Source organism: Devosia sp. XK-2 (genome assembly GCF_037113415.1).
Taxonomy (GTDB): domain Bacteria; phylum Pseudomonadota; class Alphaproteobacteria; order Rhizobiales; family Devosiaceae; genus Devosia.
On record NZ_CP146608.1, the window covers coordinates 392,501 to 417,540 of the forward strand.

Here is a 25,040-nt window from a genome sequence, read left to right on the forward strand (position 1 = left end):
ACTTCTCGCGGTCTTGGCGATGGGGTTGTCGAATGCAGTCCTGGCCCAATCCAGGCGGCCGTTTCGTCTCGTGGTGACGCACCTCGAGGCCCCTTTGGTGCCCAATTCTGTGATGGATCTGGCAGCACAGCTTGGATATTTCGAGCGGGAAGGGGTGGAAGTCGAATTGGTGCGTGTCCAACAGACGCCATCGGCCCTGGCAGCGCTGCAGTCGGGAGAGGCCGACATGGCCAATATTGGCGTGGATGCGCTGCTTCAGGTCATCGCCAATGGCGCCAGTGACTTCCGCGCCGTGATGTCACCGAACAAGTCGCTGCCATTCATGATCGTGGGCCGAAAGGGCATCGCGACGGTGGAGGACCTGGCTGGCGCATCGTTCGGCGTGGGCCGCCTGGGAAGCCTCGACCATTCATTATCGTCGGCCGTCCTGGCGGCGTTCGACGTCGATATCGAGGGAACAAATTTGGTTACGCTGGGCCAGCCCAGTGTCCGTGCACAGGCGCTGCTGGCCGGGCAAATTGACGCCACCACCATGTCCATCGGCACCTGGAGCGCGCTCGACGACACGAGCAGTCTCCAAGTGCTCGTCGATGCCGACGCCTATTATGAAAAAGCACCTGTCGTGAACAAAGTGAATGCGGTTCCCGTCGCAGTCCTGGAGGACAGGCCGGAGGACGTCAAAGCAGTCATCCGCGCGCTGATAGGTCTCAGCCGGGACATTGCCGCCGATCCCGAAATTTGGGTTCGCGCCATGTCCGACGCCCTTCCTGATGCCGATCCGGAAATGCTGCGAGCTCTGGCGCAGTCCTTCGCGCAAAGCTGGAGTGTCAATGGGGGCATGAGCGCGGCCGAATTGGCCTATACGGCAGACTGGGTCTATCAGACCGGGGATTTTGCCGGCCAGACCCCGCTTGAATTGGCGCAATGGGTGGATTTCGCCCCCCTCGACGCCGTGCTGGACGAGCTTGGCGTCAGGGATGGCATGGACCCGGCCGACCGGTAAGGCGCAGGTGCCTTCAGGCCCGCTTCGGAACTTACTTTAAATGGGTGCTGGAGCGGGTCTTCGAAGGCGCAATTGCGCATTTTCAGCTCTCTTAGGTCGCTTGCCAGCACCAGCCTCGCGGGCATTGCTTCTTTGCCCGTAGAACTTAGTGGGGTGGGCGACTCTGTTGAGATTACTGAGGTTTCGCTGGTAGCAGGCGCCACGAGCATATCAGACACTGGTAGGCCTTCGGCCATTGCCGCTACAGGCTTTTGGCCAATCGACTCTGAGGCCTTTTTCCGGCGAAGTAGCTTCCATCCCACCACAATAATTACGGTCGACAGGACGGCAGATGACCATTTGACAAATGGGTCAGGGTGAGTGCCTGCGATTGTCCCGACGAAGGCCAGCAGGCCGAATACCAGTATGACTAATCCAACTATGCGAATGAGCAGTTCGGTGTTCCCATGTTTTAGTAGAATGGGGTCGACTATCTGAAAGTGTCAAGGTTGTTTGCCGTACGGTCGGCGTGCAACCTGGGTTCTCGCCTCGAGCCAAGAGAGCAAGGGTGCGCAACCAGCGTTAGGGCAAACCACGTCACGAACTGATGCACACGTTTCCTTCGTGAGCGCCCGCTCTCTTCAATCGATATTGTGTCGGATATATCCGATGGTTTGTTTTGCTTCAAGTTGATGGCTTGCGGCCTATGCAAGGTCGCGCCCGAATAGCTTGGAATCTGCGCCGCATCCGCGGTCGAGCTGGCTTGAGCCAGGAATCGCTTGCCGTGGACGCAGACGTTGATCGCACGTACATCAGTGATATCGAGCGAGCGACATTCAGCGCCAGTGTGAACTTGCTAGACAAGCTCGCTTCCGCGCTTGGCGTTGATGTATCTGAGTTCTTGCGTATGCCGGATGAAGGAGAAGATGCCCCGCGGCCGCTGACTCCGGGACGCAAAGCAAAGTAACATCAGTACTCCTCCGCCAGCATGATGGTGAGAACGCGCCGGGTGAGTTCCGGATCAGCTGGGTCCTGGCTGAGGTATCGGAGATCGAGGTCGTAGTAGTCGACCTTCCAAAGCACGCGGTGAAACCCGGCATCGAAGATCGCGCAGTCATGTTCGCCACACGGATCGTTGGATGGTTCGAATGCGGAAAACGCAGCCACGCCACGCTATACGGAGACCAGTTCATCTGGGGGTAGAGCTGCCACGCCTCGGCTAAGCACCGTTTTGCCGCCTTCGCCTCTGATGCGGAGGCGGTCATTGAGCGCCCGGATCGCTTCCGTACGGCTTGCTGATTGAGTTTCAGTCATGAAAACACTCCCAAAAGAAAAGGGCCGATCAGACGATCGGCCCCTTAGTCCTATGCAGCTGCGGTTGAGGAGGGGGGTGCCCAGAACAAGGCCACTTGTTCATAAGCCCGCGTGAACGGCGGATACCCCTCAAAGGTCTGCCACTTGAGCCGTAGCTCTTTGGGATATGCTTCCGTGACGATGCAGGGCCACCAGCCATCATCGTCGCTTTCGCTGGCCAGAACCAAGCTGCCCACTTTGATGTCGGACCAATCTTTGGGAAGGTGCGGCTGTTCTTGCTCTGCCTTCCCTTTGGTCGGTTCGTCACCTCCGGTTTTGGCAGGTTCGCTGGCGCTGCCGACCAACCGGATTTTCAGCTGTTCCCCGCGAGGTAGATGGGTCGCAAGAGCATCCACCAAAGTGCCCTTCACGAATGGCACAAACGCTTTGCCACTTTCGAACATCCGCCCTTCGGGGAGCTTTGTGGCCAATTGGCGTAGATCGTCATTGGCGACAGTAAGGCTGTTTATCCCCATAAGTTCTGCCGCAGACTTCGCGGCTGACGCCATATCTGGTGCAAACCATGAGCCACGAGCCTTTTGGCCGTGTCGCCCGAAGACAATCACTGCTGCGGAATTGCCCGTCGTGTCATGGGCCATTTTGCGTGCTGCTGCCATTGAATCTGTCCTTCAATTGATGCGGTCGGCGACGGCGAGGCAGCCTGAACACTATACGGAAATTATTCCTATTGTCAAGTCCTGGCCTTTCATAAGCCGTTGTATCTAAACAATATCTGCTCAAGCGGACTTGACGTCGACTATTGCGACTGTGCGAAAATTTTGGCCTCAAAGGAGGCTAAAAATGGCTCGAATTGGCTATGTCCGCGTCAGCACATCGGACCAGGATGCGGAACTTCAAATCGCGAAACTGCAGGCTGAGGGTTGCGAGATCGTCCGAGCAGAAAAAGTGTCCGGAGCTTCTAGGGTAGGAAGGGACGAACTGGAGACGATCATCCAATTTCTGCGATCTGGAGATGAGTTGGTGGTCACCCGACTGGACCGTCTGGGCCGTGACACAAGAGACGTCCTGAACGTCGTCCACGAATGCGAGCAGAAGGGTGCCAGCGTCACAGTGCTAGACCCGCATGTATCCACCCACGGTGAGATGGGGCACCTCGTTATCACAGTTCTCGGCATGGTGGCCCAGATGGAGCGCCGCTTCATCAAGGAACGGCAGCGCGAGGGGATCGTCCGGGCAAAGCGAGAGGGTGTCTACAAGGGTGGCAAGCGGCGCATTGATAGGACGCAGGTTCAATCCCTTTACAGAGAAGGTATCGGACCCTCTCAGATAGCTACCCAACTCGGTTGTTCACGGATGCAAGTCTATCGAATTTTGGGCGAACTGTGAATCGTATCCAGACCAAGGGTCATTGCTGAAATTTTATCAGATACAATAGTTGTAGATTTTTTTGTTGGTGCAAATACATGTCTATGGAAAAAGTTCCAGAATGTCCCTACATTTATGCTAGGCTTGCTTCCGACGGACGGGTAACTTCTTATAGAGTTCGCATTCGACTAAAGAACGTGCCCCTCTGTGAGAGATCATTTAAGTTTTTGGACGAGGCCAAACGCTGCGTGGCTTCGATTTTGCCGCACTCAATAAGGGCCCCAGCGTCTGCCGTAGGGCTAAATTCCGCAACGGTGGGTGATGTTATTGATGATGCGCTCTTGCGGATCACCATGGGTCGCAGACGGGTGAAGGGGGAGGCCACAGAGCGACTTCGTCTGCTGGCCTTCAAACGTGATTTTCCAGCATTGTGCGGCACCAGGCTCAAAGATGCGACCGAAGACATGTTTGACGACTGGATCTCGGAGCGGCTGGAAGTCGTAAAGCCAAATACAGTCCGGCGCGACCTTGCACTATTGAAACCGATTTTTTCAACTGCGGCGAGGAGGCAAAGTCTGCAGCATTCGCCGCTATCGTTCGTGAAGCCGCCACGAGCCATTGATGAGCGCATTAGGAGGATAAGTTTGGATGAAGAAGTGCTGCTCTTCGACCAGCTTGATCGCTCCAAGGAACCGCTCGTTCCTATTGTCGCGAAATTCTCGCTAGAAACTGGCTGTCGTAGGAGCGAGTGCCTAAGGCTTGAATGGCGAGACTTTGACGCAAATGGAGGCACCATCTGGCTTGCTGACGCCAAAAACGGCCGTGGTCGTTACATCCTGTTATCGACGGAGGCGCAACGTCTAGTGGAACAATTGTCCGATCGTGGAAGCACGGACAGGATATTCCCAATAACGGGAAATCTGCTCAAAAAAGCGTTCGAAAATGCCCGGAGCCGGGCCGCCAAGGAAGCAATTCGCCTGGGGCGGCCCGAACTAGCTTCCGTCGCCTCACTGCGTTGGCACGACTTCCGCCACGAGGCAATTTCGAGGTGTTTCGATGCGGGCTGGACAAGTGAGCAGGTGATGGACTTCTCCGGCCACGTCGATACCAAAAGCCTTCTCAGATACAGGCATCCCAGAGTTTCCGATAGTGTGGCGAGACTCAGAGCGCTAAGAGACACCAAATAGGTGTGTACCTGTGATGGCGGGATATTTCGACGTTGCACGAACACTTGCCATTGGTTAGGTTCCGTCGCGTCGGAAGCCAAAGGCCGACTATGCACCCGTAGCTCAGCTGGATAGAGCGTCGCCCTCCGAAGGCGAAGGCCACAGGTTCGAATCCTGTCGGGTGCGCCAATTTCTCCCAAGTTATCGATGTTAAGAATTAAGCTTGGGACAAGCCAATCTTTGAGCCGGCAACCTGACAATAGGATCAAGACTCTCGCTGCTCGAGTGAGTTCGAGCTCCCTTCACAGTTGATGAACGAATGCGGCGCATCAGCTGAGGTAAGGAGGCCTTGCTGTATGCTGAACTGTTCGTAGCCGAAAATCCGATCGATGCATGCTTGCGCGCGACGAAACCCAAACAGACAGCGCGCCCAGCCGACTCCAAATGCCATGTGAAGATCGGGACCGCCATTTGCAGTCCAATTCGGTCCGCCGGTCAGGCAATGCGCCGCGTATCCGCGGTGCTTGATCAAGGCGGTGTCCTGTCCTTGTGAGAATGACAGGCGCTTGGGGCTGCGGCCCGAAGTATGCGCTTGTTGCGAGCAGCTCTTGACGCCATTGTCAGCTGCACTCCAATGTCGCCACGCCGCCAGCAGGAATAGCCGAGATGACCATCAATCAATCGCACCAGCCAGCGTTCAACCCTGCGCTGCACCTGGTTCGAGGCCTGTGTGCTGTGGGCGTGGCCGCCTATCACTATTTGGATTGGGAACACGGCATAGCGATAGAAAGCGCAGGAGCGTTTCTGGTCTATGTATTCTTTACGTTGTCGGCACTCACTATGATGATAGCCCATGCCGAACACTTCGAGAGCTCAATTACATTTCCGCAGCTTGTGGCGTTTTACCGCAAAAGAGCGGCGAGAATTCTGCCTCTGCTGGCCTTTGTGGCGATCCTAGCTCCCGCTTATGGGATGCTTCTGTCCGGAGCCTCAGTGAGCGGCGAAATGTTGGCGCACACTTTTCTGACGGCTTCCACGCTGATGGGCCTTCAGATGCCTGGATTCACCTCCGGCGTAGTTGCGGCTTGGTCACTCGGTATCGAGGCTGTGTTTTACCTTGTGTTTCCGGTCTTGGCGCTGATGGCAATGAACGTCAGCCTTCGGGCACTCCTTGTGGCAACGGCTCTGCTCGTAATTGGCCAGCAATCCGCCATCTTGCTGATTGCCGGGGATGACGGAGCCACCTTTTGGTTTCGATATGTCAACCCGCTGGTATTTGCGCCCTTTTTCGCGATCGGGATCATAATCTTTCTAAAGCCCCTCCGTGCGCGGTCTGGAGGCTATTTTTGGCTTTCCATTATGGCCCTTGCAGCAATCGCGGGATTTTCTTTGGCTATCCCGGTAGACGTTTACCGCAACCCTGCAGCCTACTTGGTGCTAACCACATTGACTGCCGGCGCAGTCCTGACGGCCTATTCGGCCCGGGTACCTTCCTGGGCGACAAAGAGCGGGGTGATGCTCGGCAATATCAGCTATGCCCTATATCTGACCCATTGGTTCGCGTATAAGGGCAGTAGTTGGCTCGCGCCCAAACTGGGTAATGAGTACGTGCAGCCGCTCCTCTACGCCGGTCTCGCGACGACCTTTGCATACCTGCTCTTCCGCTTCCTAGAGGTGCCCGCCCGCAACTACCTGCGGGGCGAGCTCCCCTCGCCACGCTCTTCGGCAGGTCCGCTTCGGAGCACCTCTGACTAAGGACTTCGTTAGGTTTTTCAAGCAGGAATCCCTGCCAAGCGAACGTACTTGGAAAATTCAGGTCCGAATTGCCGGCGGAGGGCATATTCATTGAAGGGTCGTGAGCAGTTGGATGGGGCGAAACGATTGCGGCCTATATAGAATGGCAGTGGCTGATTCACCTTAGGCCCTATTTCCAATATCCAGAAATATAGACAACTAGCTCAATCTGAGCATACCCTGCTATCGTAATTTCTCGGTATATTTCAAGGCGACCGTCAGCCCCGATGGGAACGTCCACAGAGACATGATTTAGATCCTCTGTTGTAAGCGTTCCATTGTTAGGCCCAGGAAGGCCGTCCGCCTTGACCGTATAGGCATGGATAACCTCGTTCTTGTCACGCCCATCACCATGCGGCCTAACTTTCACTTGGATATCGCCAAGAGAGTCTCCTGTAGCCCAAGTTACTGACTTGGCCTTTGCCTTGAGGTGAAGCCGTACCGCCGTTGCATCTATTGGAACCCCATAAGTTTGGAGATTCTCGGTCACCATCCATCCGGGGGCCGGCGGAGGCTCAGCATCATATCCCCATTGCAGCCAATCTACGTAGTTGCCGGCACTGTTAAGCTGCCGCAAAAGAACGGCGGTTTCTCCAGCTTCTGCCGCGTAATATCTACCGTATTCAACGAAGCCCTCAGGCGGAGGTGCGTCGCATGCGAAAACAGAAAGTACCGCCACCGTGGCCAAAATGCGGGAATAAAACATTACGAGTTTGAAACAGCTATTCTCGAAATCAGCGGCCTGATGCGGTTAGACCCAAACATCAAGAATGGCAAAACCCCCATCACAAGGACAGAATACCCGAATAAGCCGCCAATCATTGCAAATCCGATGGACAGATGGACGAGGTTTTGCGCAGGCGATGATGTCCGCATCATGTGAACGGGTCGCCAGCCATAGCCTCGAGCAACCACCGCTGCTACGACAACTCCAATCCACCAGTATTGAAGAGCCGATCCCAACATCCCTCCGGAGGCAGGGACGTCATCTTGTTCCACCAGCGTACCCAGCCCAAAGGACTTGGCAATGTCACCACCTGCCCCATGGTCGAGCATGCGGATAACCGCAGCTTCATCGCCGCCATAAAATGCAAGGTTCTTGCCAAGCCCAATTAAAGCATAGCCAACAAACATCGCCAGGGTGAGGGCAATAGAAACGGCTGCAATTGGGTTGTTCTTGAGAAGTTTGGCCTCCATCAACAAGGCGACCAAGATGATACCTGCTGAAAGCGCCATTGCGGCCAGTAGTGTGCCGGAACTTACCCCCGCCAGAAGACATCCGAGTATTACCGAGATGGTGTGGACGGACTTCCATTCTCTCCGCGTGAACCAGTCGGCTCCAGCGAAAATTATCAGCAAATAGCCATAGAAAGCCAACAGCAGGCGTCCGTTCATCAACATGGACATTGCGAACATGCAGAAGACCACGGTGTCTCGGCGCCACACGTAACCCTTTGGGCCCCATACGTCGATACTAATGCGTGCGACAAGCATGCTCATGAAGAGCAGAACTAGGACGCATGCACAACTGAATACAAGGTCGGGGGGGGAGTTTGTGAACTCGGCCACAGCGAATATCGGGTAGTAGACCAGGTAGCGAAGTCCATGCGGGTGTCCACTGAGCAGCGCCCCAAGGGGATCGTGCCCAGCCGACTGCCACATGTGCCATGCCTGAGAATTGAGCGAGAACGTTTTCCACCCGACTAATACCGTCAGCAAGAGCGACAAAGTTGCACAGATGGCCACAAGGCCGAGTCGTTCAATCTTCATGGGGCCGCCGCTGATCGGTTGTGTGGCCCTGTTAGCGCCTACACGGTCGTGATGCAATCGAGTCTGCGCAGCCAACGTGCCGCTGATCATTCGGTGTTGCCACCGTGCACTGCCGTTGGCGCCGCTGTGGCGGCAAAGAACTCCGTGAGGTTGAAGCGGCTGACAATACCAAGCCAATTGCTGCGGCACTTGGCGAGCGTCAGGGGAGAACGAAGCTTGGAGTTGCTCCTGAGGGACATTCGTCGCAAATCCAGACGGCCTCACAGGTCACCTATTGACCAAAGTTGCCAATCATGACAGGCGACCTCATCGACTGTCCAGACCGGTGATCTGTCACTCATGATACGTGAACTCGCGGCCCGCATCCTCAGCATTCCCCGGCGATGGAAACGTGTCGTCCTCGTTACCACTGATACATTTATTCTTGTCCTTGCAGCCTGGGCCAGCTTGGCGATCCGGCTCGACACATTTGGCCTGCCCGGAACCGCGGATGAATGGTTCGCCATCATCTCCGCGCCAGTCGTGGCGATCCCTATCTTTGCGGGCTTGGGTCTCTACCGTCCGGTTGTGCGCTACCTTCCAGAACGGGCCATGTGGACGATCTTCCAAGCTACCGCCCTGTCTGTGATGGCTTGGGTGCTCGTGGCCTTTATGGCACAGCTGTTGTGGCGCGGCTGGTTGCCACGATCTGTTCCGATCATCTTCTTCGCGATTGCTTGCATGCTGCTGATCGGCAGCCGGTTTATGGCCAAGTGGTTGATTTCACACCTGGGTCGAGACGTTCTTGTTCAGCGTCCATCGGTCGTCATCTATGGCGCAGGCGCCGCCGGAACGCAGTTGGCTCAATCCCTGAAGATTACGCACGACGTGGTCGCGTTCGTTGACGACGATCCTGCACTGCATCGACGCGAAGTCGCGAACGTTCGGGTACATCCGCCCAGTGCCCTCCCAGCACTACTGGACAATTACGCTGTCCAGCAGATCATATTGTCCATGCCATCAATTTCCGCAGACCGTCGGAAGGCCGTCGTTGCGGATGTGTCCCGTTACGGCGTGAAGGTCCAGTCGCTACCCGACATTTCGGACCTGGTAAGGGGAAAATATCTCGTCAGCCAAGTGCGTGAGATCGAAATCGATGACCTCTTGGGGCGTTCCACGGTACCGCCTGACCTTGACCTTATTCGACAAATGGTCGCCGGTAAAACCATCATGGTAACCGGGGCTGGAGGTTCGATCGGGTCTGAGCTTTGCAGGAAGATCTCACAATGGCGACCACAGCGCTTGGTCTTGTTCGAGGCCAATGAGTTTGCGCTCTACAAGATTGACCGTGAGCTAGCCGGGAGCGGGGACGCGGTTGTCGTGCCGGTCCTTGGTTCTGTCACAGATGAAGCGCTGGTTCGTCGCACGATGGGACACTACGCGGTGGACGCGGTCTTCCATGCGGCCGCACACAAGCATGTTCCTCTGGTCGAGGCCAATGCACTTGAGGGTATCGAGAACAACGTTTTCGGCACCAAGACAGTGGTAGACGTGGCGTTTGCTCTCGGGGTGAAGAACTTCGTACTCATTTCGACCGACAAGGCCGTTCGCCCGACTAACGTGATGGGCGCCACCAAACGCTGGGCCGAGCTCATTGTGCGCGAGAAGGCCGTCGAAGCTGCGGTGGCGAACACCGGGCAGAAATTCTGCGCCGTGCGCTTTGGCAATGTCTTGGGGTCGAACGGTTCCGTTGTGCCCTTGTTTAAGGAGCAGATCGCTCACGGGGGACCCATCACGCTGACCGATCCGGCCATGACGCGTTATTTCATGTCTATCAAGGAGGCCGCTGAACTGATCGTTCAGGCTGGTGCGCTCTCGAGGGGCGGCGATGTGTTCCTGCTAGACATGGGTGAGCCTATGCTGATTTCGGACTTGGCGGAAAACATGGTCCGATTGGCTGGCTTGTCTGTGAGGAATGCCGAAAATCCGCATGGTGACATCGAGATCGTGGCGGTTGGCAAGCGGCCCGGAGAGAAGCTCTATGAGGAGCTGTTCTACGACGATGCGGCGGCCGAGCGGACCAGGCACCCCAAAATCCTCCGGGCTGCGGCGGCTCTGGACGATCTGCAAATGCGGCGTAAGCTTGACGTGTTACGCTCGGCTCTGCACGCCGCAGACGAGTCGCTGGCACGCAGCATTCTGTTTGGCCTAGTCGTCGAGTCGGATGTCAACGACGCCGGACGCCCAGGCAAGGCGACTGCGGGATAGTGTGCCGGAGCAGCCCTGCGATAGCGGGCTCCCCCTCGTCTGAGGAAGACGTCGATATGCGATTAATTTTCATCACTAATGTGCCCGAATTGGCTGCATACGTGTCCGACCGCGGGGTTGAGCGGGTGATGGTCGATCTCGAATTGCTCGGCAAGGTCGAGAGGCAGGGACACCTGTCCACCGTAATCAGCCGCCACACATTTGATGATGTTGCACGGATTCGCAGAGCCATTCCCAACAAGAATTTGATGGTCCGCCTCAACCCTCTGAACGTCGCTAGCCGTGACGAGGTCGAGCGCGCGATCGATCTTGGGGCAGATGTTCTGATGCTTCCTATGTTCCGTTCGGCACAGGAGGTTGAGCAGTTCTGCGCCCTTGTTGACGGCAGGGTCCGGATCTGCCTGCTTCTTGAAACCGCCGGGGCGGCCACCAATGTCGCCGATATCGTTCGCGTCCAGGGTGTGCATGAGGTCCATATCGGCCTCAATGACCTGCATCTGGATCTAGGACGCACGTTCATGTTCGAACCTCTTGCGGATGGCCTCGTCGACCAACTTGCAGGTGCGGTCACCGGCGCTGGTCTTGCCTTGGGCGTTGGCGGTCTGGCGCGGTCCGGCGAAGGGCTCCTGCCTGCCGAAATGCTTGTTGCCGAACACGTGCGCCTCGGATCGACAGGGGCAATTCTCTCACGCACATTCCACCGGAACCGACTTACGGTTCAAGACCTCGAAGCCGAGATGGATTTTGCGTCCGAAGTGGCCAAGCTGCAGGACGCCTATCGCGCATTCGGGCAGTCCTCGCCAGACGAGCTTCGGGCCATCCATCACGAAGTGGCCTTGCGCGTCGCAGGTATCGTGCGCGATAAATCGGCGGGTGGCCGGGCGTCGTGAAGAGCCTCGTCTCCGCAAGCGTGGTGCTAAGCCTGACGCTGCTCTTGGGGCGGTTGTCTGGTTTCGTGCGCGAGATTCAATTGGGTGCCACATTTGGCCTGTCTCGCGAAGGCGACTTCGCGATTGTCATGTTGACCACCCCGGACTTGCTCGTCAATCTCCTGCTGGCCGGCGGACTTAGCGCAGCGCTCGTTCCTGAATTCGCCCGTCTCGATGCATGCGGACGAGCACGTGTCTTCGGGGTAATAAGCCTTCTGGTGCTGGCCCTCTTCGGGACGATCGGGATCGTGCTTGCGTTCTTTCCTGCGTTGCTGCTCTTGGCCTTTGCTCCCGGCTATGCCGGCACGCCGCCGAGTGCCTACGCGCTGCCTTATGCCATAGCGGCCATAGCCATTCCGTTGGCGGGCCTCACAGGCGTCACTTCGGCACTTCTCAATTCGCAGCATCGTTTTTTTGTTGCGGGCACCGGGACCTTAGTCTTCAATTTGACCATCATCCTGGTGCTCTTTTTGGTACCCTCGGGGTCGCAATCCTTGCTCGTCCTCGCCATCGGACTGGCCCTTGCGGCCTCTCTGCGTTACATCAGCCAAGTGATCGCGGCCCTGCCGCATACAAACTGGGCTGCCGCCCCCGATCGTGACACCGACTACCACCGACTGGCATTTCGCTTCATCCAGGCTCTTGGCGCTGCCACAATTGTTCTGTTTATCCCAGTCATCCTAAGGGCCCTCATATCGCTGAATGGCGAAGGCAACATTGCTGCCTTCAACTTCGCTACCAAGCTGGTGGAGCTCCCCCTTGGCATAGCCATCACAACGATCAGCACCGTGGCTTTCCCGGCATTGAGCAGGGCCTTCGGTGCCAATGATGGACCCGAGCAATTGCGCATTTATGAGAGTGGCGTACAGCGCGCACTGCTTCTGGCACTTTGCATCACCATCCCCGGTATCTGGTTCTCCTACCCGCTGGTCGAACTGGTTTTTGGCCGGGGACGCATCGGTCTCTCTGATCTGGCCCTGATCAGCGACTTGGCCCGCTTGGGCTTCCTGACCTTGCCATTCATCGCGGTCAGTTCGATGGCTACGACGCTTCTCAATGCACGGGGGCAAACTGGCCGGCTGTTCAAGGTGACCCTTGTTAGTGTGTGTGTCGTTCCGCTGGCCGCTTTGCCCGGCCTATGGAACGCGGACGCGCGCTTGGTCATGGCGGCACTACCGGTTTTCCACTTCGTGTATGCGATTGCGCTGGTGCTGACGGCTCAGCAGCCGGTCTTTGCCGGCTGGTATGGGGCCTGGAGAGGCCTCTTCCGCCCAGCGCTCGCCGCTGTAGCTGCGACTGCCTTTTGTGCAATACTTGCCAGCGTCACCGGAACGGATTCTGCTATTGTCGGCGCGAGCCTAGCCTTGGCCGCGATGCTCGTGGCCGTGGTGGCATCTGACGGCAATCCTCTGCGAAAGAGGACCCTATAGGACTGCCATGCTGAAACGAGGCTTTGATATCCTGAGCGCTGCGTCTGTCCTGATCGTCAGTTCGCCGGTCTGGTTGGTAATTGCCCTTCTGATCAAGGCCCACGATAGCGGCCCGGTCTTCTACCGGCAGGTTCGCACAGGCCTGGGTGGGCGCGCATTCGGCATGCTGAAGTTCCGCTCGATGGTGCAGAATGCGGACAAGATTGGCGGCTACACGACCGCGGACAACGACTCTCGCATTACGCCAATTGGAAGATTTATCCGCCGCACCAGCCTTGATGAACTACCCCAGCTTTTCAATGTTCTGCGTGGCGACATGAGCGTCGTGGGACCCCGTCCCGATGTGCCTGAGCAGCGCTCTCTTTATAGCGCTGAAGAGTTTGAAAAGCGCAATCGCGTTCGTCCCGGCATTACCGGTCTGGCCCAAGCGACCATGCGATCCACCGCGACACGCGAAGAACGGAAGCGCCTCGATCTGGAATATGTTGATCAAGCAAGCTTTCTCCTCGACATGAAAATACTGGCGCTGACGATCCGTCAGGTTTTGACAAAAGGTGGCAATTAGCGATGTGCGGCATATTCGGCTATTTTGACCGGCAGGGACGGGGGCTGTCCGAGCAGACCCTTGCGGCCATGGCCAGCTCAATCCAGCATCGCGGCCCGGACGGGCAAGGTGTCTTTGCGGAACCCGGCATCGCCCTGGGCAATCAGCGCCTGTCTATCATTGATGTTGACGGGGGAAGCCAACCGTTTATCTCCGACGACGGCAATATCGTCGTCGTACAGAACGGCGAGATATTCAACCACGTCGAACTGGCTGCGGAACTAAAAGGCACGCGCTTTGCCTGCCGCACCCACTCGGATACCGAAGTGCTGTTGCGCCTTTATGAACGCGACGGTATCGACTTCGTGCCGCGCCTCAACGGCATGTTCGCGATTGCTATATTCGACCGGCGCACGCAGAGCGTCTATCTCATTCGCGACCGCATTGGCGTAAAGCCGCTTTACATTTTTGATGATGGCGGCCGAGCGGTGTTCGGCTCAGAAATCAAGGCCATTCTTCCTGCCACCGGCAGCCTGCAGATGGACGAGGAGGCACTGTATCACTTCCTAACCTACAACTACGTGCCGCGTCCTTTCACCATGTTCAGCGGGGTCCGGCATGTGTTGCCAGGCCACTGGTTGAAGATCGACCGCGCCGGAACTCAGCAGTTCCGTTGGTGGGACTTGGCATCATTGGAGCCGGTGGAGCAGAGCGAGGCGGCCTGGATCGAAGAGATCAATGCTACGCTGGAGGACGCGGTGCGCATCAGGTTACGCGCCGATGTGCCCTTCGGTGCCTTCCTCTCCGGCGGGGTGGATTCATCCACCGTCGTCGGACTAATGTCCCGGCACATGGCCAGCCCGGTGAAGACCTTCTCCATCGGATTTGACGATCCGCGCTACGACGAAACCGCTTTTGCTCAGGAAGCGGCGGACATGTTTGGCACCGAGCACACTTCGCAGAGAGTTGCGCCGAACATGCTCGATCTCTGGCCTATGGCCACCTATCATTGCGACCAACCGCATGGTGACGTATCCTTCTTGCCGACTTTCAAGGTTTCGGAAATGGCCGCCAAGCACGTGAAGATGGTGCTGACCGGAGACGGTGGTGACGAATTGTTCGCCGGCTACGATAAGTACAAGAACTTCTTTACGCCAGCTGTCGAAGGGCTTGATGAGGCCGCATTCCGCGCTGCCTACTATCGCAACATCAGCCTGTTCCAGGATGAACAGAAGGCACGGCTTCTTGAAAACGCCGACGGGGAAGGGCAGAACTCCTTTGCTCTCGTGTCCGAGCTCTTCGATCGCGTTCCACATTGGGACCGCGTCAACCAGGCGCTCTACATCGACATGGAGCTGCTTCTCTCTGGCAACAACCTAGTTAAACCAGATCGCATGGGTATGGCGGTTTCGCTTGAGGCGCGCACGCCCTTCCTGGATTATCGCATGATGGAACTGGCCTTCCGTATGCCTGGCAACATGAAGCTGCGCGACGGCGTGACCAAATATGTCCTGAAGAAGGCCGTATCGCCGATGATCGGGCACAACCTTGCCTATCGCGAAAAGCAGATGTTTACTGTGCCGGTGGGTGGCTGGTTCCGTAACGAGCTGCGTGAGTACTGTCGGCAAATGCTGGGTGGCCAGTCCTTCGGGCGCCGCACCGGTCTGTTCACAGACGAAGTATCAGTGCTGCTGGAGAACCATATCCAAGGGTCGCAGAACAACACGCGCGAAATCCGCGCCCTGATCGCCATCGAGCATTGGGCCAAGGCCTTTAGCGCATGAGAAAGCTGCCAGAGGGCCAGATCGACGTGCTGTTCGCGTCCTATGGTGGCGGGCATGTAACCATGCTGCGCCCTGTAGCTCAGGCCCTAGCACATGAGAATATTTCAGTTGGTTTCCTCGGCCTCACCACGGCCCAGGCCGACCTCGAACGCCACGGGCTCGATTACTTTGGATTTGCCGAGCTTGAAGGCGCAGATAGCGCCGCCGTGCAGGCCTGGGGTCGCGAATTCGCGGGACCGGAAGTGCCCGGCTCACCTGTGCCATATCCTGAGAGCGTCGCCTATCACGGACTCAATTTCCGCGATCAAGTCGCCTTGTGGGGCGAAACAGAGGCGCGGGCACACTACGCCAGACATGGGCGGCAAGGGTTTCTCCCGGTGCAGACGATGGAAAAGCTGCTTACACAGCTCAAGCCAAGGCTGGTCGTCGCCACCAATTCCCCCCGCGCTGAAAAAGCACTTTTCATCGCAGCACGTAATCTTGACATCCCCGCCCTCTGTTTAGTCGACCTCTTTGCTATCCAAGAGATCAAGTGGATTGCCCAGCCAGGCTATGCATCGCGGATTTGCGTCCTCAACCAGCAGATCGCCGACTTCTTCGTGGCCAATGGCTGCGACCCGGAAACTGTGGTGATTACGGGGAACCCGGCCTTCGACACTCTTTCTGCGCCGCACACGCAAGCCGCAGGCAGAGCTCTGCGAGCCGAGCGTGGCTTCGGCGACGACGACAAAGTCATTCTCTGGGCCTCCAATGTCGAGCCCGATCGCCACCCTTTCACGGGTACTGCAGGCGATCCGACATTGCCACGACGCGTTGAGGCAGAATTGAGGAAGATCGTGGCGACGGAACCTGGCTGGCATCTGGTTGTTCGATATCATCCAAGCGAGAACGTGAAATTCGTACCTCAGGCAAACGTCGTCCAGAGCACGCGCGCGGAAAACCTCCATGCATTGGTCAATGCCGTTGATGCGGTTGTGGTCATAGCATCGACAGTCGGACTCGAGGCCCATTTGGCCGGGACACCTGTCGTGTCCGTCGACATGTCCGTGTTCACGAACGACGCCCCCTATTCACGCATGGGGATTTCCAGAGGCGTCAATGCGCTCGACGATCTGCGAGAGATCTTGCGGGCGGCACTGGCCTCCGGCGGAGACGCGCCCCCTCCTGGCGACGGCTTGGCCTGCCGAGCGGTCGCCGACCAGATCAAATCTTTGCTTGCCGAGGTCCCCCATGGCGGCACCCGTTTACATGCCCGCCGAACCAATTGATATGAGCGGGCGGTTAACGTATGTCAGTTTTTCGCAATCATGTAGGCTGCCGCTGGCCCGCCGAAGCTGTGGTTGAACTCCACCAGAAATCAACATCCAAAAAGCTTGGGGCCCCGATTGAGGCCCCGAAAGAGGAACGACCTGATGACCTTCGTTAGTTACCCTGCCAGCATCGACAAGTCGCAATTCGCGACGGACGCAACGGATCTGCCCACCAAATATGGCCTGCCGCAGGAGGTCAAATTCTGCAAGCGGTGTGTCATTTCCAACCAGCGACCCAATTCGGCGGTGGAATACAGCCACACAAAGGCGTCCGTGAAGAAGACCATCCATTTCGACGAAGAGGGTATCTGTGACGCCTGCCGTTTCGCCGAGCGCAAACAGGGGGCAATTGACTGGGTCGAGCGCGACAAACAGCTTCGTGACCTCTGCGACCGCCACCGCAGCACCGACGGTAGCTATGACTGCATCGTGCCAGGTTCGGGCGGTAAGGACAGCTTCTATGCCTCCCATATCCTTCGCACCAAGTACGGCATGCATCCGCTCACCGTGACATGGGCGCCGCACATCTACACCGAATGGGGTTGGCGCAATTTCCAGAGTTGGATACATGCCGGTCATGATAACCTCCTGATGACTCCGAACGGTCGTGTACATCGCCTGCTGACTCGCTTGGCGGTGGACCTGCTGTTCCACCCCTTCCAGGCCTTCATGTTCGGCCAGAAGGCACTCGCTCCAAAGATGGCGCTGCTGCACAAGATCCCGCTGGTCTTCTACGGCGAGAACGAAGCCGAATACGGTAACCCGATCGGCGACACCGATTCAGCCAAGCGCGATTGGTCCTATTTCACCGCCAAGGATCAGTCCCAGGTCTATTTGGGGGGCGTGTCTGTGCCTGAGTTAAAGGAAGAGTTTGGCGTCGAGCATCAGGATCTGCTGCCCTACCTGCCGGCTAATCCGGAACAGATCGATGATCTGGGTGTCGAGGTCCACTATCTGGGCTACTACCTCAAGTGGCACCCACAGAGTGCCTACTACTATGCCGTTGAGCACGGTGGTTTCGAGGCCTCGCCGGAACGCACACCGGGCACCTATAGCAAGTATAACAGCATCGACGACCGCATCGATGACTTCCACTATTACACGACAGGTGCCAAGTTCGGTCTCGGTCGCGCCAGCTATGACGCGGCGCAGGAAATCCGTTCTGGCGACATCGACCGCGATGAGGGTGTTGCTCTGGTCAAGCGCTTCGACCATGAGTTCCCGTCTCGTTTTGCCGAAGAAATCTTCCGCTATCTCAGCATTCCAGAAAAGGAATTCCCTGAGGCCAGCAAGAAGTTCGAGCAGCCGATCATGGATCGGGAATATTTCGACAAGCTGGGCGACACGTTCCGTTCGCCGCACCTCTGGAAATGGCAGGATGGCAAGTGGCAGTTGCGTCATGCTGTGTGGCAGGACTAGTGCTGCTCTATGAGTAATCTCCGGATCATTCCGCGCCTGGACATTAAGGGCAAGAACCTCATAAAGGGCATTCGCCTTGAGGGCCTGCGGGTCATGGGCGATCCCCATGAATTCGCCGTTCGCTACTACAAGGCGGGTGCGGACGAGTTGATATATATGGACATTGTGGCCAGCCTCTATGGCCGCAATAACCTGTCGGACATCATCTCGCGTGCGGCGGATCAGGTCTTCATTCCAATCACGGTCGGCGGAGGCATTCGTTCGGTCGATGACGTGCGGCACATCCTGCGCTCCGGCGCCGACAAAGTTGCCATCAACACGGCGGCCATCGCCCGGCCAGAGCTCATCTCTGAAGTGGCCCGACGCTTTGGATCGCAGGCGATGGTTCTGTCAATCGAGGCAAAGCAAGTGGCTCCCGGCAAGTGGGAGGCTTATACCGACAATGGCCGGGAGCGCACCGGGCTCGATGTCATCGAATGGGCCAAACGTGGCGCCGAAATGGGCGCCGGCGAACTGATGGTCACCGCAGTCGATCGGGAGGGCACGCGCAAGGGTTTTGACCTCGACTTGATTCAGCAAGTCCGCTCCGCCGTCAGCATACCCGTCATTGCGAGCGGCGGCATGGGAACGATCGGGCATTTCCTGGAAGCGGCTCAAGAGGGCGGGGCAGATGGCGTTGCCATGGCCGACGTGCTCCACTATGGGCGCATGTCCTTGCCAGATATCCGGGCTGCAGCGCTCGATGCCAAACTCGAGGTGCGCGACATATGAGTTCTTCCAGAAAGGTGACTTTGCTCGACTATGGTATGTGCAACATGCTCAATGTTGCGCGCGCTTTCGAGCATGCCGGTGCCGAACTGACAGTCACTGAAGATCCGCGCGATGCCCTGGCCGCTGAACGGCTGGTGGTGCCGGGTGTCGGCGCTTTTTCGGACAGCATGAAGGAAGTGCGGACGCGTGGGCATGACGACGCCATCCGGCGCTTCGTCGAGACGGGCCGCCCCATGCTGGGCATCTGCGTCGGCATGCAAATCCTTTTCGAAGGCAGCGACGAATTCGGCCAGGCAGCCGGCCTGGGCATTATCGGCGGCTGGATCAGGGCCGTGCCCTCTCAAAGCCTTGAGGGTCAGCCTCAGCGTGTGCCACATATCGGTTGGAACCAGCTCGTGCAGCCACGTGAGACCAATCGCAGCTGGCAAGGCACAATGCTAGAGAACACCGAGCCGGACAGGGCCGCGGTCTATTTCGTTCATTCCTTCGCTGCCGTGCCCGCCAATCCCGCAGACCGCCTTGCGGACTTCAACTATGGTGGACACCATCTCAGCGCCGCTATCAAGCGCGACAACGTTACGGCCACCCAGTTTCATCCGGAACGCAGCGGCGCCTTAGGCATCGAAATGCTGCGGCGGTTTATGGACTCCTGAAGGCATGTCGACGCTGGCCATCATACCCGCGAGGGGCGGTTCCAAGAGATTGCCAGGCAAGAACATCAGGCCCTTTGCCGGCACCCCCCTGATCGCCTGGTCGATCCGATTTGCGCAGGCTTATCCGCGGTTTGACCGCGTCGCAGTTTCCACGGACTCGCCCGAAATTGCTGCGGTAAGCGCTGCCGCTGGGACCGAAGTCACGCGCTTGCGTCCGGTTCATCTCGCGACTGACACCGCAACGACCATATCGGTAGTTCTCGATATGCTGACCCATGAGGCCTCCGAAGGTCGTCGCTACGATGCGGTTGCGCTGCTACAGCCGACATCGCCCATGCGTCTGACCAAACGTTGGGACGAGGCCTTCTCGCTGCTCGAAGACCCAGACTTGGATGCTGTGATCGGCGTCTCTCCGGTGCGCACGCACCCGTTTCACACCTTTACATTTGGTTCGGGTGCACTCGCACCGCTTCACGATCGTGAGACCCTGAAGCAGCGCAGTCAGGACCTACCAACGGTCGTGGCGGTAGCTGGCAATCTTTACTTGGCGCGCACATCCGCGCTCGAGAGCCATCAGACGTTCTTCCCGGAGAGAACCGCAGGAGTTCTCTGCGACGAGCCGTTCGAGACAATCGACATCGACGATGAACTGGATTGGATTGTCGCCGAAACCATCGCCAACAGATATGGAATTGAACCGTGAGCACATTCATCATTGCCGAAGCCGGGGTCAATCATAATGGTGACGCTGCGCTCGCGCGGCGGCTGGTCGAAGTGGCGGCCGAGAGCGGCGCAGACGCAGTCAAGTTCCAGACCTTTTCGGCGGACAAGCTGACGGCCAAGGGGGCTGCAAAGGCGGAGTACCAGAAGCGTGCGACCGGCGACGGCGACCAGTATGACATGCTTAAGGCGCTCGAGATGTCCGAGGTCCTACACAAGGAGTTGGCGGCACTGTCGAGCGAGTTGGGCATTGAGTTCATGTCGACCGCATTTGATGAGGACTCGCTCGATCTTTTGGTCGCCTTGGGTATTAGACGCATTAAGGTGCCCTCTGGGGAGGTCACGAACCACCCTTTCCTGCGGTATATGGCGCGCAAGAACCTGCCACTCATCGTTTCGACGGGCATGGCCGACCTGGCCGAAGTTGAGGAAGCCATAGCGGTCATCGCCGCAGAACGACAGGCTCGCGGCCTGTCTGGCGTCCTCAAGGACATGGTCACCGTGCTGCACTGCACCTCGAACTATCCGGCCGCCGTCGAAGACGTCAATCTCAACGCCATGCTCACCATGGGCAAAGCCACCGGCATGCCTGTGGGCTATTCTGACCACACATTGGGTATTGCCGTATCCACTGCAGCGGTTGCCATGGGTGCGCGCGTCATCGAAAAGCACTTCACGCTTGACAAATCCTTGCCGGGACCTGATCACGCCGCCTCGCTTGATCCCGACGAACTCAAGGCCATGGTCGATGCTATAAGGGCCGTAGAGGGAGCTCTGGGCGACGGCATCAAGGCGCCGACCGCCTCCGAGGTCCCGGTGCGAGCACTGGTCCGGCGGAGCGTCACCACGGTTCGTCCGATCGCCGCCGGCACGATCATCGAGCCATCGGACCTGACGCTGAAGCGGCCCGGCACCGGCATTGCGCCCAAGGATTTCGAAGCCGTCATTGGACGCAAGGCAGCCCATGACATCGTGGCAGGCAAGACGCTGGACTGGGTCGACCTGCAATGAACCAGCGACGCAAGGTCGTCTATGTGTCAGGCACACGGGCAGATTTTGGCCTGATGCAATCGACCCTGCAAGCCATTCATGCCAGCCCAGCTTTGGAGTTGGGCGTTGTGGCTACCGGCATGCATCTGGACGAGCGCTACGGCTGTACCGTCAGGGAAATCGAGGATGCTGGCCTGCCTGTCGTGGCGCGAGTACCGGTAAGTCATGTCCGGTCGCAGGGGGCTGACACGGCGCGCAACATCGCCACAATGCTCAGTGGCTTTGTTGATGCCTTTGCAGAAATAGCCCCGGATTTGGTTCTGATTCTCGGCGACCGAGGAGAAATGCTGGCTGCGGCAATCGCTGGCGGCCATATGTCGATACCGGTCGTCCACGTGCACGGGGGTGAGCGCTCCGGCACAATAGACGAACCGGTACGTCATGCGATCTCCAAACTCTCGCATGTCCATCTCGTTGCGACTGAGGAGAGCGCTGAACGGCTCGTCAAGATGGGGGAGATGCCAGAGACGGTGCATATCATCGGTGCGCCTGGTCTTGATGGGCTGACGGACCTAGCCTCCTTCGAAAAGGAGGCGCTATTCGCGAGGCTCGGGCTCGGACAAGTCAAACAAACGGCGCTCTTGCTCTACCACCCTGTATTGCAGGAGGCCGATGAGGCCGGCGAACAAGTTGAAGCCGTGATCCGATCACTGCTTGCCGAGAACTTTGCCGTGCTCGCGCTCAAGCCAAACTCGGATGCCGGTAGCGCGAAGGTCCTCGATGCCTTGGAGCGCCGTTATGAACAAGGTGACATTCGACTTCTAACTCACCTCAAACGCGACCAGTTCGTATCCCTGCTCAAGCATGTGGATCTGTTGGTCGGCAATTCCAGTAGCGGTATCATCGAGGCAGCCTCCTTTGGGACCCCAGTAGTCAATATCGGGTCGCGGCAGCACTTGCGCCAACGAAACGCCAACGTCATCGATGTCGCCGCGCAAGAAAGCGCAATTGCTCATGGCCTGGCCTTGGCGCAGCGGATGGGGCGCCAGTATCCTGCCAATGTCTACGGTGACGGCAATGCCGGCCGCCGACTCGTATCCATCTTGGAATCGCTCGACCTCTCGGGCCAACTTATGAACAAGGTCAATGCCTACTGATACGCTGGAGCTGATCGGTGCAGGTGGCCACGCAGCCGTGGTGGCTGATGCCGCGATGTTGTCTGCGGGTTGGAGGCTGCTCGTGTACTCCCAGGATCATGTGCAAGCGGGACACGACGTGCTTGGCTATGTGGTCCAGTATCTCGACGACAGTATTGCGCTTGACCGGATTCACATCGCCATCGGCAACAATGCGGTACGAAAGCGACTGCAGCGGCAATTTGCGGGGAGAGGCGCAACCCCCACGATGGTGGTTCATCCACAGGCAATCGTGGCGGCAACTTCGATTGTCGGAGCGGGGGGCTTTGTGGCGGCGGGTGCCATCCTCGCGCCACGGAGCCGCATTGGAGAAGGCGTGATCGTCAACCACCGCGCCATTGTGGACCACGATGTTCTGGTGGGTGAATTCAGCCATATCGCACCGGGATCCGTTTTGGGTGGAGGCGTAAAGGTCGGCGTCGGTGTGCTGGTAGGGGCGGGCGCCACCATATTGCCTGGCGTCACGATTGGAGACGGCGCCACGATTGGCGCTGGCGCGATGGTGCTGGCCGATGTATCGGCTGGGGCAACAGTGGTCGGTGTGCCAGGCCGCGAGATAAGAAAGAATGCCTGATGGACATCTTGGAATTGAGCATCCTGCGTCACGCTACTCTGCGTGAGGCTCTCGCGCAGCTCGATCGTACTGCGCAGGGGGTCATTCTGCTCAATGATGAGTCCGGTCGCTTCGAACGGACCATCACCGATGGCGATCTTCGTCGACTAATGCTGCAGGGAGCCAGCCTTGACGACCAGCTAGCAGACTTGGCCTACGCCGAGTCGGTAACCTTGGCCCCCGGGTTCACGCGCCGCCAGGCCCTCGAAAAAATGCAGAAGCACGGCATCAATCAGGTGCCTGTCATCGACGCATCCGGGCGCGCCGTGGACCTCGTGCTTAGAGCCGAGATCGACGAACAGATACTGCTATCCACGCCCCATATGGGAAGCGCGGAACTTGATTTTGTTGGTGAGGCGTTTCGAACCAACTGGATTGCCCCGCTCGGTCCCAATGTAGACGCCTTCGAGCACGAGTTGGCCGATGCGGTAGGTGCTGGTCATGCGGTTGCGTTGAGCTCGGGTACAGCCGCCATACACATTGCGCTGATCCTGCTCGGCGTTGGCCACGGCGACACGGTACTTTGCTCGTCGCTGACTTTTGCCGCGAGCGTCAACCCGATTGTGTATCAGGGTGCAGAGCCGGTCTTGATTGATTCCGAACCCGACAGCTGGAATATGTCGCCGGTCGCGCTTGAGCGGGCGCTGGCGGCTGCAGCTCGGGCCAATCGCCTGCCGAAGGCAGTGATCATAGTCTCTCTTTATGGTCAGAGTGCCGACATGGATCCGCTGTTGGAACTGTGCGACCATTATGGTGTGCCAGTTGTCGAGGACGCCGCTGAGTCGCTTGGCGCCACCTATAAGAACAAGTCTTCGGGCACCTTCGGCAAGCTGGGCATCTATTCGTTCAACGGGAACAAGATTATCACGACGTCCGGCGGCGGCATGTTGGTAACCGAGGACAAGGCGCTTGCGGACCGTGCTCGGTTCCTGGCTACCCAAGCGCGTGACCCAGCGCCGCACTACGAGCATTCGGTCATCGGATACAATTACCGAATGAGCAATATCCTTGCCGGAGTTGGTCGTGGTCAGCTCAGTGTATTGGGCGAACGTGTCGCCGCCCGCCGCGCAGTATTTGATCTCTACAAGTCAGAGCTCAGCGACCTTGGCTGGCTTGAATGGATGCCGGAGCCGGAGTGGAGTCATTCGACCCACTGGCTCTCAGTCTGCACAATTGCCAAGGACAGCACCCATATCCGCAGCTCGGATGTCATCGCTGCCCTTGCCGCAGACCTTATTGAGGCGCGTCCGGTGTGGAAACCTATGCACCTGCAGCCGGTTTTCTCGAGTTGTGACTATTATGAACATGGTAATGCGTCGGTTTCCGACGGCTTGTTCGAACGGGGGATATGCCTGCCCTCCGGTTCAAACATGACCGAGGGTCAAGTGCTGCGGGTTGTCGAACGTCTTCGAGCATACTCTGCGGCCTAGAATGTCTCACGCGTAGATGGTGCATTCCAACGTTGGCACGCTCAGTGCGCTGTTATGGCCGAGCCGGCCTGTCGGTTGCCAAGTGCTTTCAAGATAAGCCCTGAGTTTATGAGCCCGGTCGAATCCCGGTAGCTTCGCGATATCGCTGAATAGCCAACACAAATTTCGATCTGCGTCCCAAGGTCGAGTGTTGGCGACAATCCGCGTCTACGCAGTCACATCATGTGCCGATAACGTATATATCCCGACAGTTGGACGGGTTCGTCGAAAGCTGGGACGCCAAAGACTAACTTGCACCCGGTAGAGCGTTGAGGCGAAGGTTTACGTCTCTTGGTGGCGATGCGAAGCAGAAGACCGAATGGCGGGAACGGGGGCTTTGCTGTCGTGGAATGGTCGTAACGTCAGGGCCTAAAGTGTCGAACGAAGTGTCACTTTCGATTGGAACTGATCCTGTTGCGACAGCGGCGACGTCGCACATTCGCGTAGCATTACGGTACACCTCGATGTGGCAACGGCTATTGAATTGTAGCGGATGGTCTGTTTCGCGCCCCATTCCGGTCGTTCGGTAGGCATTCTCGAATGCCTGAAAGCTGACAATCGGCCGTAAGCGGTT

24 protein-coding genes and 1 tRNA gene are annotated in these 25,040 nt (G+C 57.8%); 20 read left to right on the forward strand and 5 right to left on the reverse strand.

Going from position 1 to position 25,040, the window contains the following annotated elements; translation table 11 throughout:
• The first annotated feature begins 97 nt into the window (after positions 1 to 97).
• Positions 98 to 1,003 carry an ABC transporter substrate-binding protein gene (locus tag V8Z65_RS01845; protein WP_338722148.1) on the forward strand — a complete coding sequence of 302 codons (906 nt, stop codon included), beginning with the start codon at positions 98 to 100 and terminating at the stop codon, positions 1,001 to 1,003.
• Between the two features lie 685 nt (positions 1,004 to 1,688).
• A complete protein-coding gene (locus V8Z65_RS01850; protein WP_338723930.1) occupies positions 1,689 to 1,949 on the forward strand; it encodes a helix-turn-helix transcriptional regulator in 261 nt (86 codons plus the stop codon).
• Between the two features lie 2 nt (positions 1,950 to 1,951).
• Here the strand turns inward: V8Z65_RS01850 and V8Z65_RS01855 are convergent, their stop codons facing one another.
• Together V8Z65_RS01855 and V8Z65_RS01860 are read right to left on the reverse strand one after the other, a co-directional pair.
• Positions 1,952 to 2,149, reverse strand: coding sequence for a DUF3768 domain-containing protein (locus V8Z65_RS01855; RefSeq protein WP_338722149.1), 198 nt, complete (start codon positions 2,147 to 2,149; stop codon positions 1,952 to 1,954).
• Between the two features lie 197 nt (positions 2,150 to 2,346).
• A complete protein-coding gene (locus V8Z65_RS01860; protein ID WP_338722150.1) occupies positions 2,347 to 2,952 on the reverse strand; it encodes a hypothetical protein in 606 nt (201 codons plus the stop codon).
• 184 nt (positions 2,953 to 3,136) lie between these two features.
• Between V8Z65_RS01860 and V8Z65_RS01865 the strand changes: the two genes are divergently transcribed.
• The 4 genes from V8Z65_RS01865 (at position 3,137) to V8Z65_RS01880 (ending at position 6,582) form a co-directional block, all read left to right on the forward strand.
• Positions 3,137 to 3,682, forward strand: coding sequence for a recombinase family protein (locus V8Z65_RS01865; protein WP_338722151.1), 546 nt, complete (start codon positions 3,137 to 3,139; stop codon positions 3,680 to 3,682).
• Positions 3,683 to 3,975: 293 nt separating this feature from the next.
• A complete protein-coding gene (locus V8Z65_RS01870; protein WP_338722153.1) occupies positions 3,976 to 4,848 on the forward strand; it encodes a site-specific integrase in 873 nt (290 codons plus the stop codon).
• A gap of 91 nt (positions 4,849 to 4,939) precedes the next feature.
• Positions 4,940 to 5,016: transfer RNA gene (locus tag V8Z65_RS01875), tRNA-Arg, on the forward strand.
• Positions 5,017 to 5,493: 477 nt separating this feature from the next.
• On the forward strand, positions 5,494 to 6,582 hold the full coding sequence (locus tag V8Z65_RS01880; RefSeq protein ID WP_338722154.1) for an acyltransferase: 1,089 nt from the start codon (positions 5,494 to 5,496) through the stop codon (positions 6,580 to 6,582).
• A gap of 169 nt (positions 6,583 to 6,751) precedes the next feature.
• Here V8Z65_RS01880 and V8Z65_RS01885 read toward each other — a convergent pair whose 3' ends face one another.
• Positions 6,752 to 7,327 carry a hypothetical protein gene (locus V8Z65_RS01885; protein ID WP_338722155.1) on the reverse strand — a complete coding sequence of 192 codons (576 nt, stop codon included), beginning with the start codon at positions 7,325 to 7,327 and terminating at the stop codon, positions 6,752 to 6,754.
• Positions 7,327 to 8,481, reverse strand: coding sequence for a hypothetical protein (locus V8Z65_RS01890; RefSeq protein WP_338722156.1), 1,155 nt, complete (start codon positions 8,479 to 8,481; stop codon positions 7,327 to 7,329). Before V8Z65_RS01890 ends, V8Z65_RS01885 begins: the two co-directional genes overlap by 1 nt.
• A 249-nt stretch (positions 8,482 to 8,730) precedes the next feature.
• Here V8Z65_RS01890 and V8Z65_RS01895 point away from each other — a divergent pair, with 249 nt between their 5' ends.
• Positions 8,731 to 10,638 carry a nucleoside-diphosphate sugar epimerase/dehydratase gene (locus V8Z65_RS01895; RefSeq protein ID WP_338722158.1) on the forward strand — a complete coding sequence of 636 codons (1,908 nt, stop codon included), beginning with the start codon at positions 8,731 to 8,733 and terminating at the stop codon, positions 10,636 to 10,638.
• 62 nt (positions 10,639 to 10,700) lie between these two features.
• Here the strand turns inward: V8Z65_RS01895 and V8Z65_RS01900 are convergent, their stop codons facing one another.
• Positions 10,701 to 11,135, reverse strand: coding sequence for a hypothetical protein (locus V8Z65_RS01900; protein ID WP_338722159.1), 435 nt, complete (start codon positions 11,133 to 11,135; stop codon positions 10,701 to 10,703).
• 21 nt (positions 11,136 to 11,156) lie between these two features.
• On the opposite strand from V8Z65_RS01900, the gene V8Z65_RS01905 reads away from it, so the two are divergent.
• The 13 genes from V8Z65_RS01905 to V8Z65_RS01965 all read left to right on the forward strand — a co-directional run bounded on the left by V8Z65_RS01905 (position 11,157) and on the right by V8Z65_RS01965 (position 24,427).
• Positions 11,157 to 11,528 carry a hypothetical protein gene (locus V8Z65_RS01905; protein ID WP_338722160.1) on the forward strand — a complete coding sequence of 124 codons (372 nt, stop codon included), beginning with the start codon at positions 11,157 to 11,159 and terminating at the stop codon, positions 11,526 to 11,528.
• Positions 11,525 to 12,997 carry a lipid II flippase MurJ gene (locus tag V8Z65_RS01910; RefSeq protein WP_338722161.1) on the forward strand — a complete coding sequence of 491 codons (1,473 nt, stop codon included), beginning with the start codon at positions 11,525 to 11,527 and terminating at the stop codon, positions 12,995 to 12,997. The genes V8Z65_RS01905 and V8Z65_RS01910 overlap by 4 nt, the downstream gene beginning before the upstream one ends.
• A gap of 7 nt (positions 12,998 to 13,004) precedes the next feature.
• Positions 13,005 to 13,562, forward strand: coding sequence for a sugar transferase (locus V8Z65_RS01915; protein WP_338722163.1), 558 nt, complete (start codon positions 13,005 to 13,007; stop codon positions 13,560 to 13,562).
• 2 nt (positions 13,563 to 13,564) lie between these two features.
• Positions 13,565 to 15,325: an asparagine synthase (glutamine-hydrolyzing) gene (asnB, locus tag V8Z65_RS01920; protein ID WP_338722165.1), complete on the forward strand. Its 1,761-nt coding sequence runs from the start codon at positions 13,565 to 13,567 to the stop codon at positions 15,323 to 15,325.
• Positions 15,322 to 16,593, forward strand: a complete 1,272-nt coding sequence (locus tag V8Z65_RS01925; RefSeq protein WP_338722167.1) for a hypothetical protein — start codon at positions 15,322 to 15,324, stop codon at positions 16,591 to 16,593. The genes asnB and V8Z65_RS01925 overlap by 4 nt, the downstream gene beginning before the upstream one ends.
• Before the next feature lie 144 nt (positions 16,594 to 16,737).
• Positions 16,738 to 18,054, forward strand: coding sequence for an N-acetyl sugar amidotransferase (locus V8Z65_RS01930; RefSeq protein WP_338722169.1), 1,317 nt, complete (start codon positions 16,738 to 16,740; stop codon positions 18,052 to 18,054).
• Between the two features lie 9 nt (positions 18,055 to 18,063).
• Entirely contained in the window at positions 18,064 to 18,825 is a 762-nt protein-coding gene (locus V8Z65_RS01935) for an imidazole glycerol phosphate synthase cyclase subunit (protein WP_338722170.1), read from the forward strand.
• Positions 18,822 to 19,478 (forward strand): imidazole glycerol phosphate synthase subunit HisH, encoded by a 657-nt coding sequence (gene hisH, locus V8Z65_RS01940; protein WP_338722171.1) that lies wholly within the window; start codon positions 18,822 to 18,824, stop codon positions 19,476 to 19,478. Before V8Z65_RS01935 ends, hisH begins: the two co-directional genes overlap by 4 nt.
• Before the next feature lie 4 nt (positions 19,479 to 19,482).
• Positions 19,483 to 20,181 (forward strand): acylneuraminate cytidylyltransferase family protein, encoded by a 699-nt coding sequence (locus V8Z65_RS01945; RefSeq protein WP_338722173.1) that lies wholly within the window; start codon positions 19,483 to 19,485, stop codon positions 20,179 to 20,181.
• A complete protein-coding gene (gene neuB / locus V8Z65_RS01950) occupies positions 20,178 to 21,209 on the forward strand; it encodes an N-acetylneuraminate synthase (protein WP_338722174.1) in 1,032 nt (343 codons plus the stop codon). The genes V8Z65_RS01945 and neuB overlap by 4 nt, the downstream gene beginning before the upstream one ends.
• On the forward strand, positions 21,206 to 22,345 hold the full coding sequence (gene neuC, locus V8Z65_RS01955) for a UDP-N-acetylglucosamine 2-epimerase (protein ID WP_338722176.1): 1,140 nt from the start codon (positions 21,206 to 21,208) through the stop codon (positions 22,343 to 22,345). The genes neuB and neuC overlap by 4 nt, the downstream gene beginning before the upstream one ends.
• Positions 22,335 to 22,958, forward strand: coding sequence for a NeuD/PglB/VioB family sugar acetyltransferase (locus V8Z65_RS01960; RefSeq protein WP_338722177.1), 624 nt, complete (start codon positions 22,335 to 22,337; stop codon positions 22,956 to 22,958). The genes neuC and V8Z65_RS01960 overlap by 11 nt, the downstream gene beginning before the upstream one ends.
• Positions 22,958 to 24,427, forward strand: a complete 1,470-nt coding sequence (locus V8Z65_RS01965; protein ID WP_338722179.1) for an aminotransferase class I/II-fold pyridoxal phosphate-dependent enzyme — start codon at positions 22,958 to 22,960, stop codon at positions 24,425 to 24,427. The genes V8Z65_RS01960 and V8Z65_RS01965 overlap by 1 nt, the downstream gene beginning before the upstream one ends.
• Positions 24,428 to 25,040: the final 613 nt, after the last annotated feature.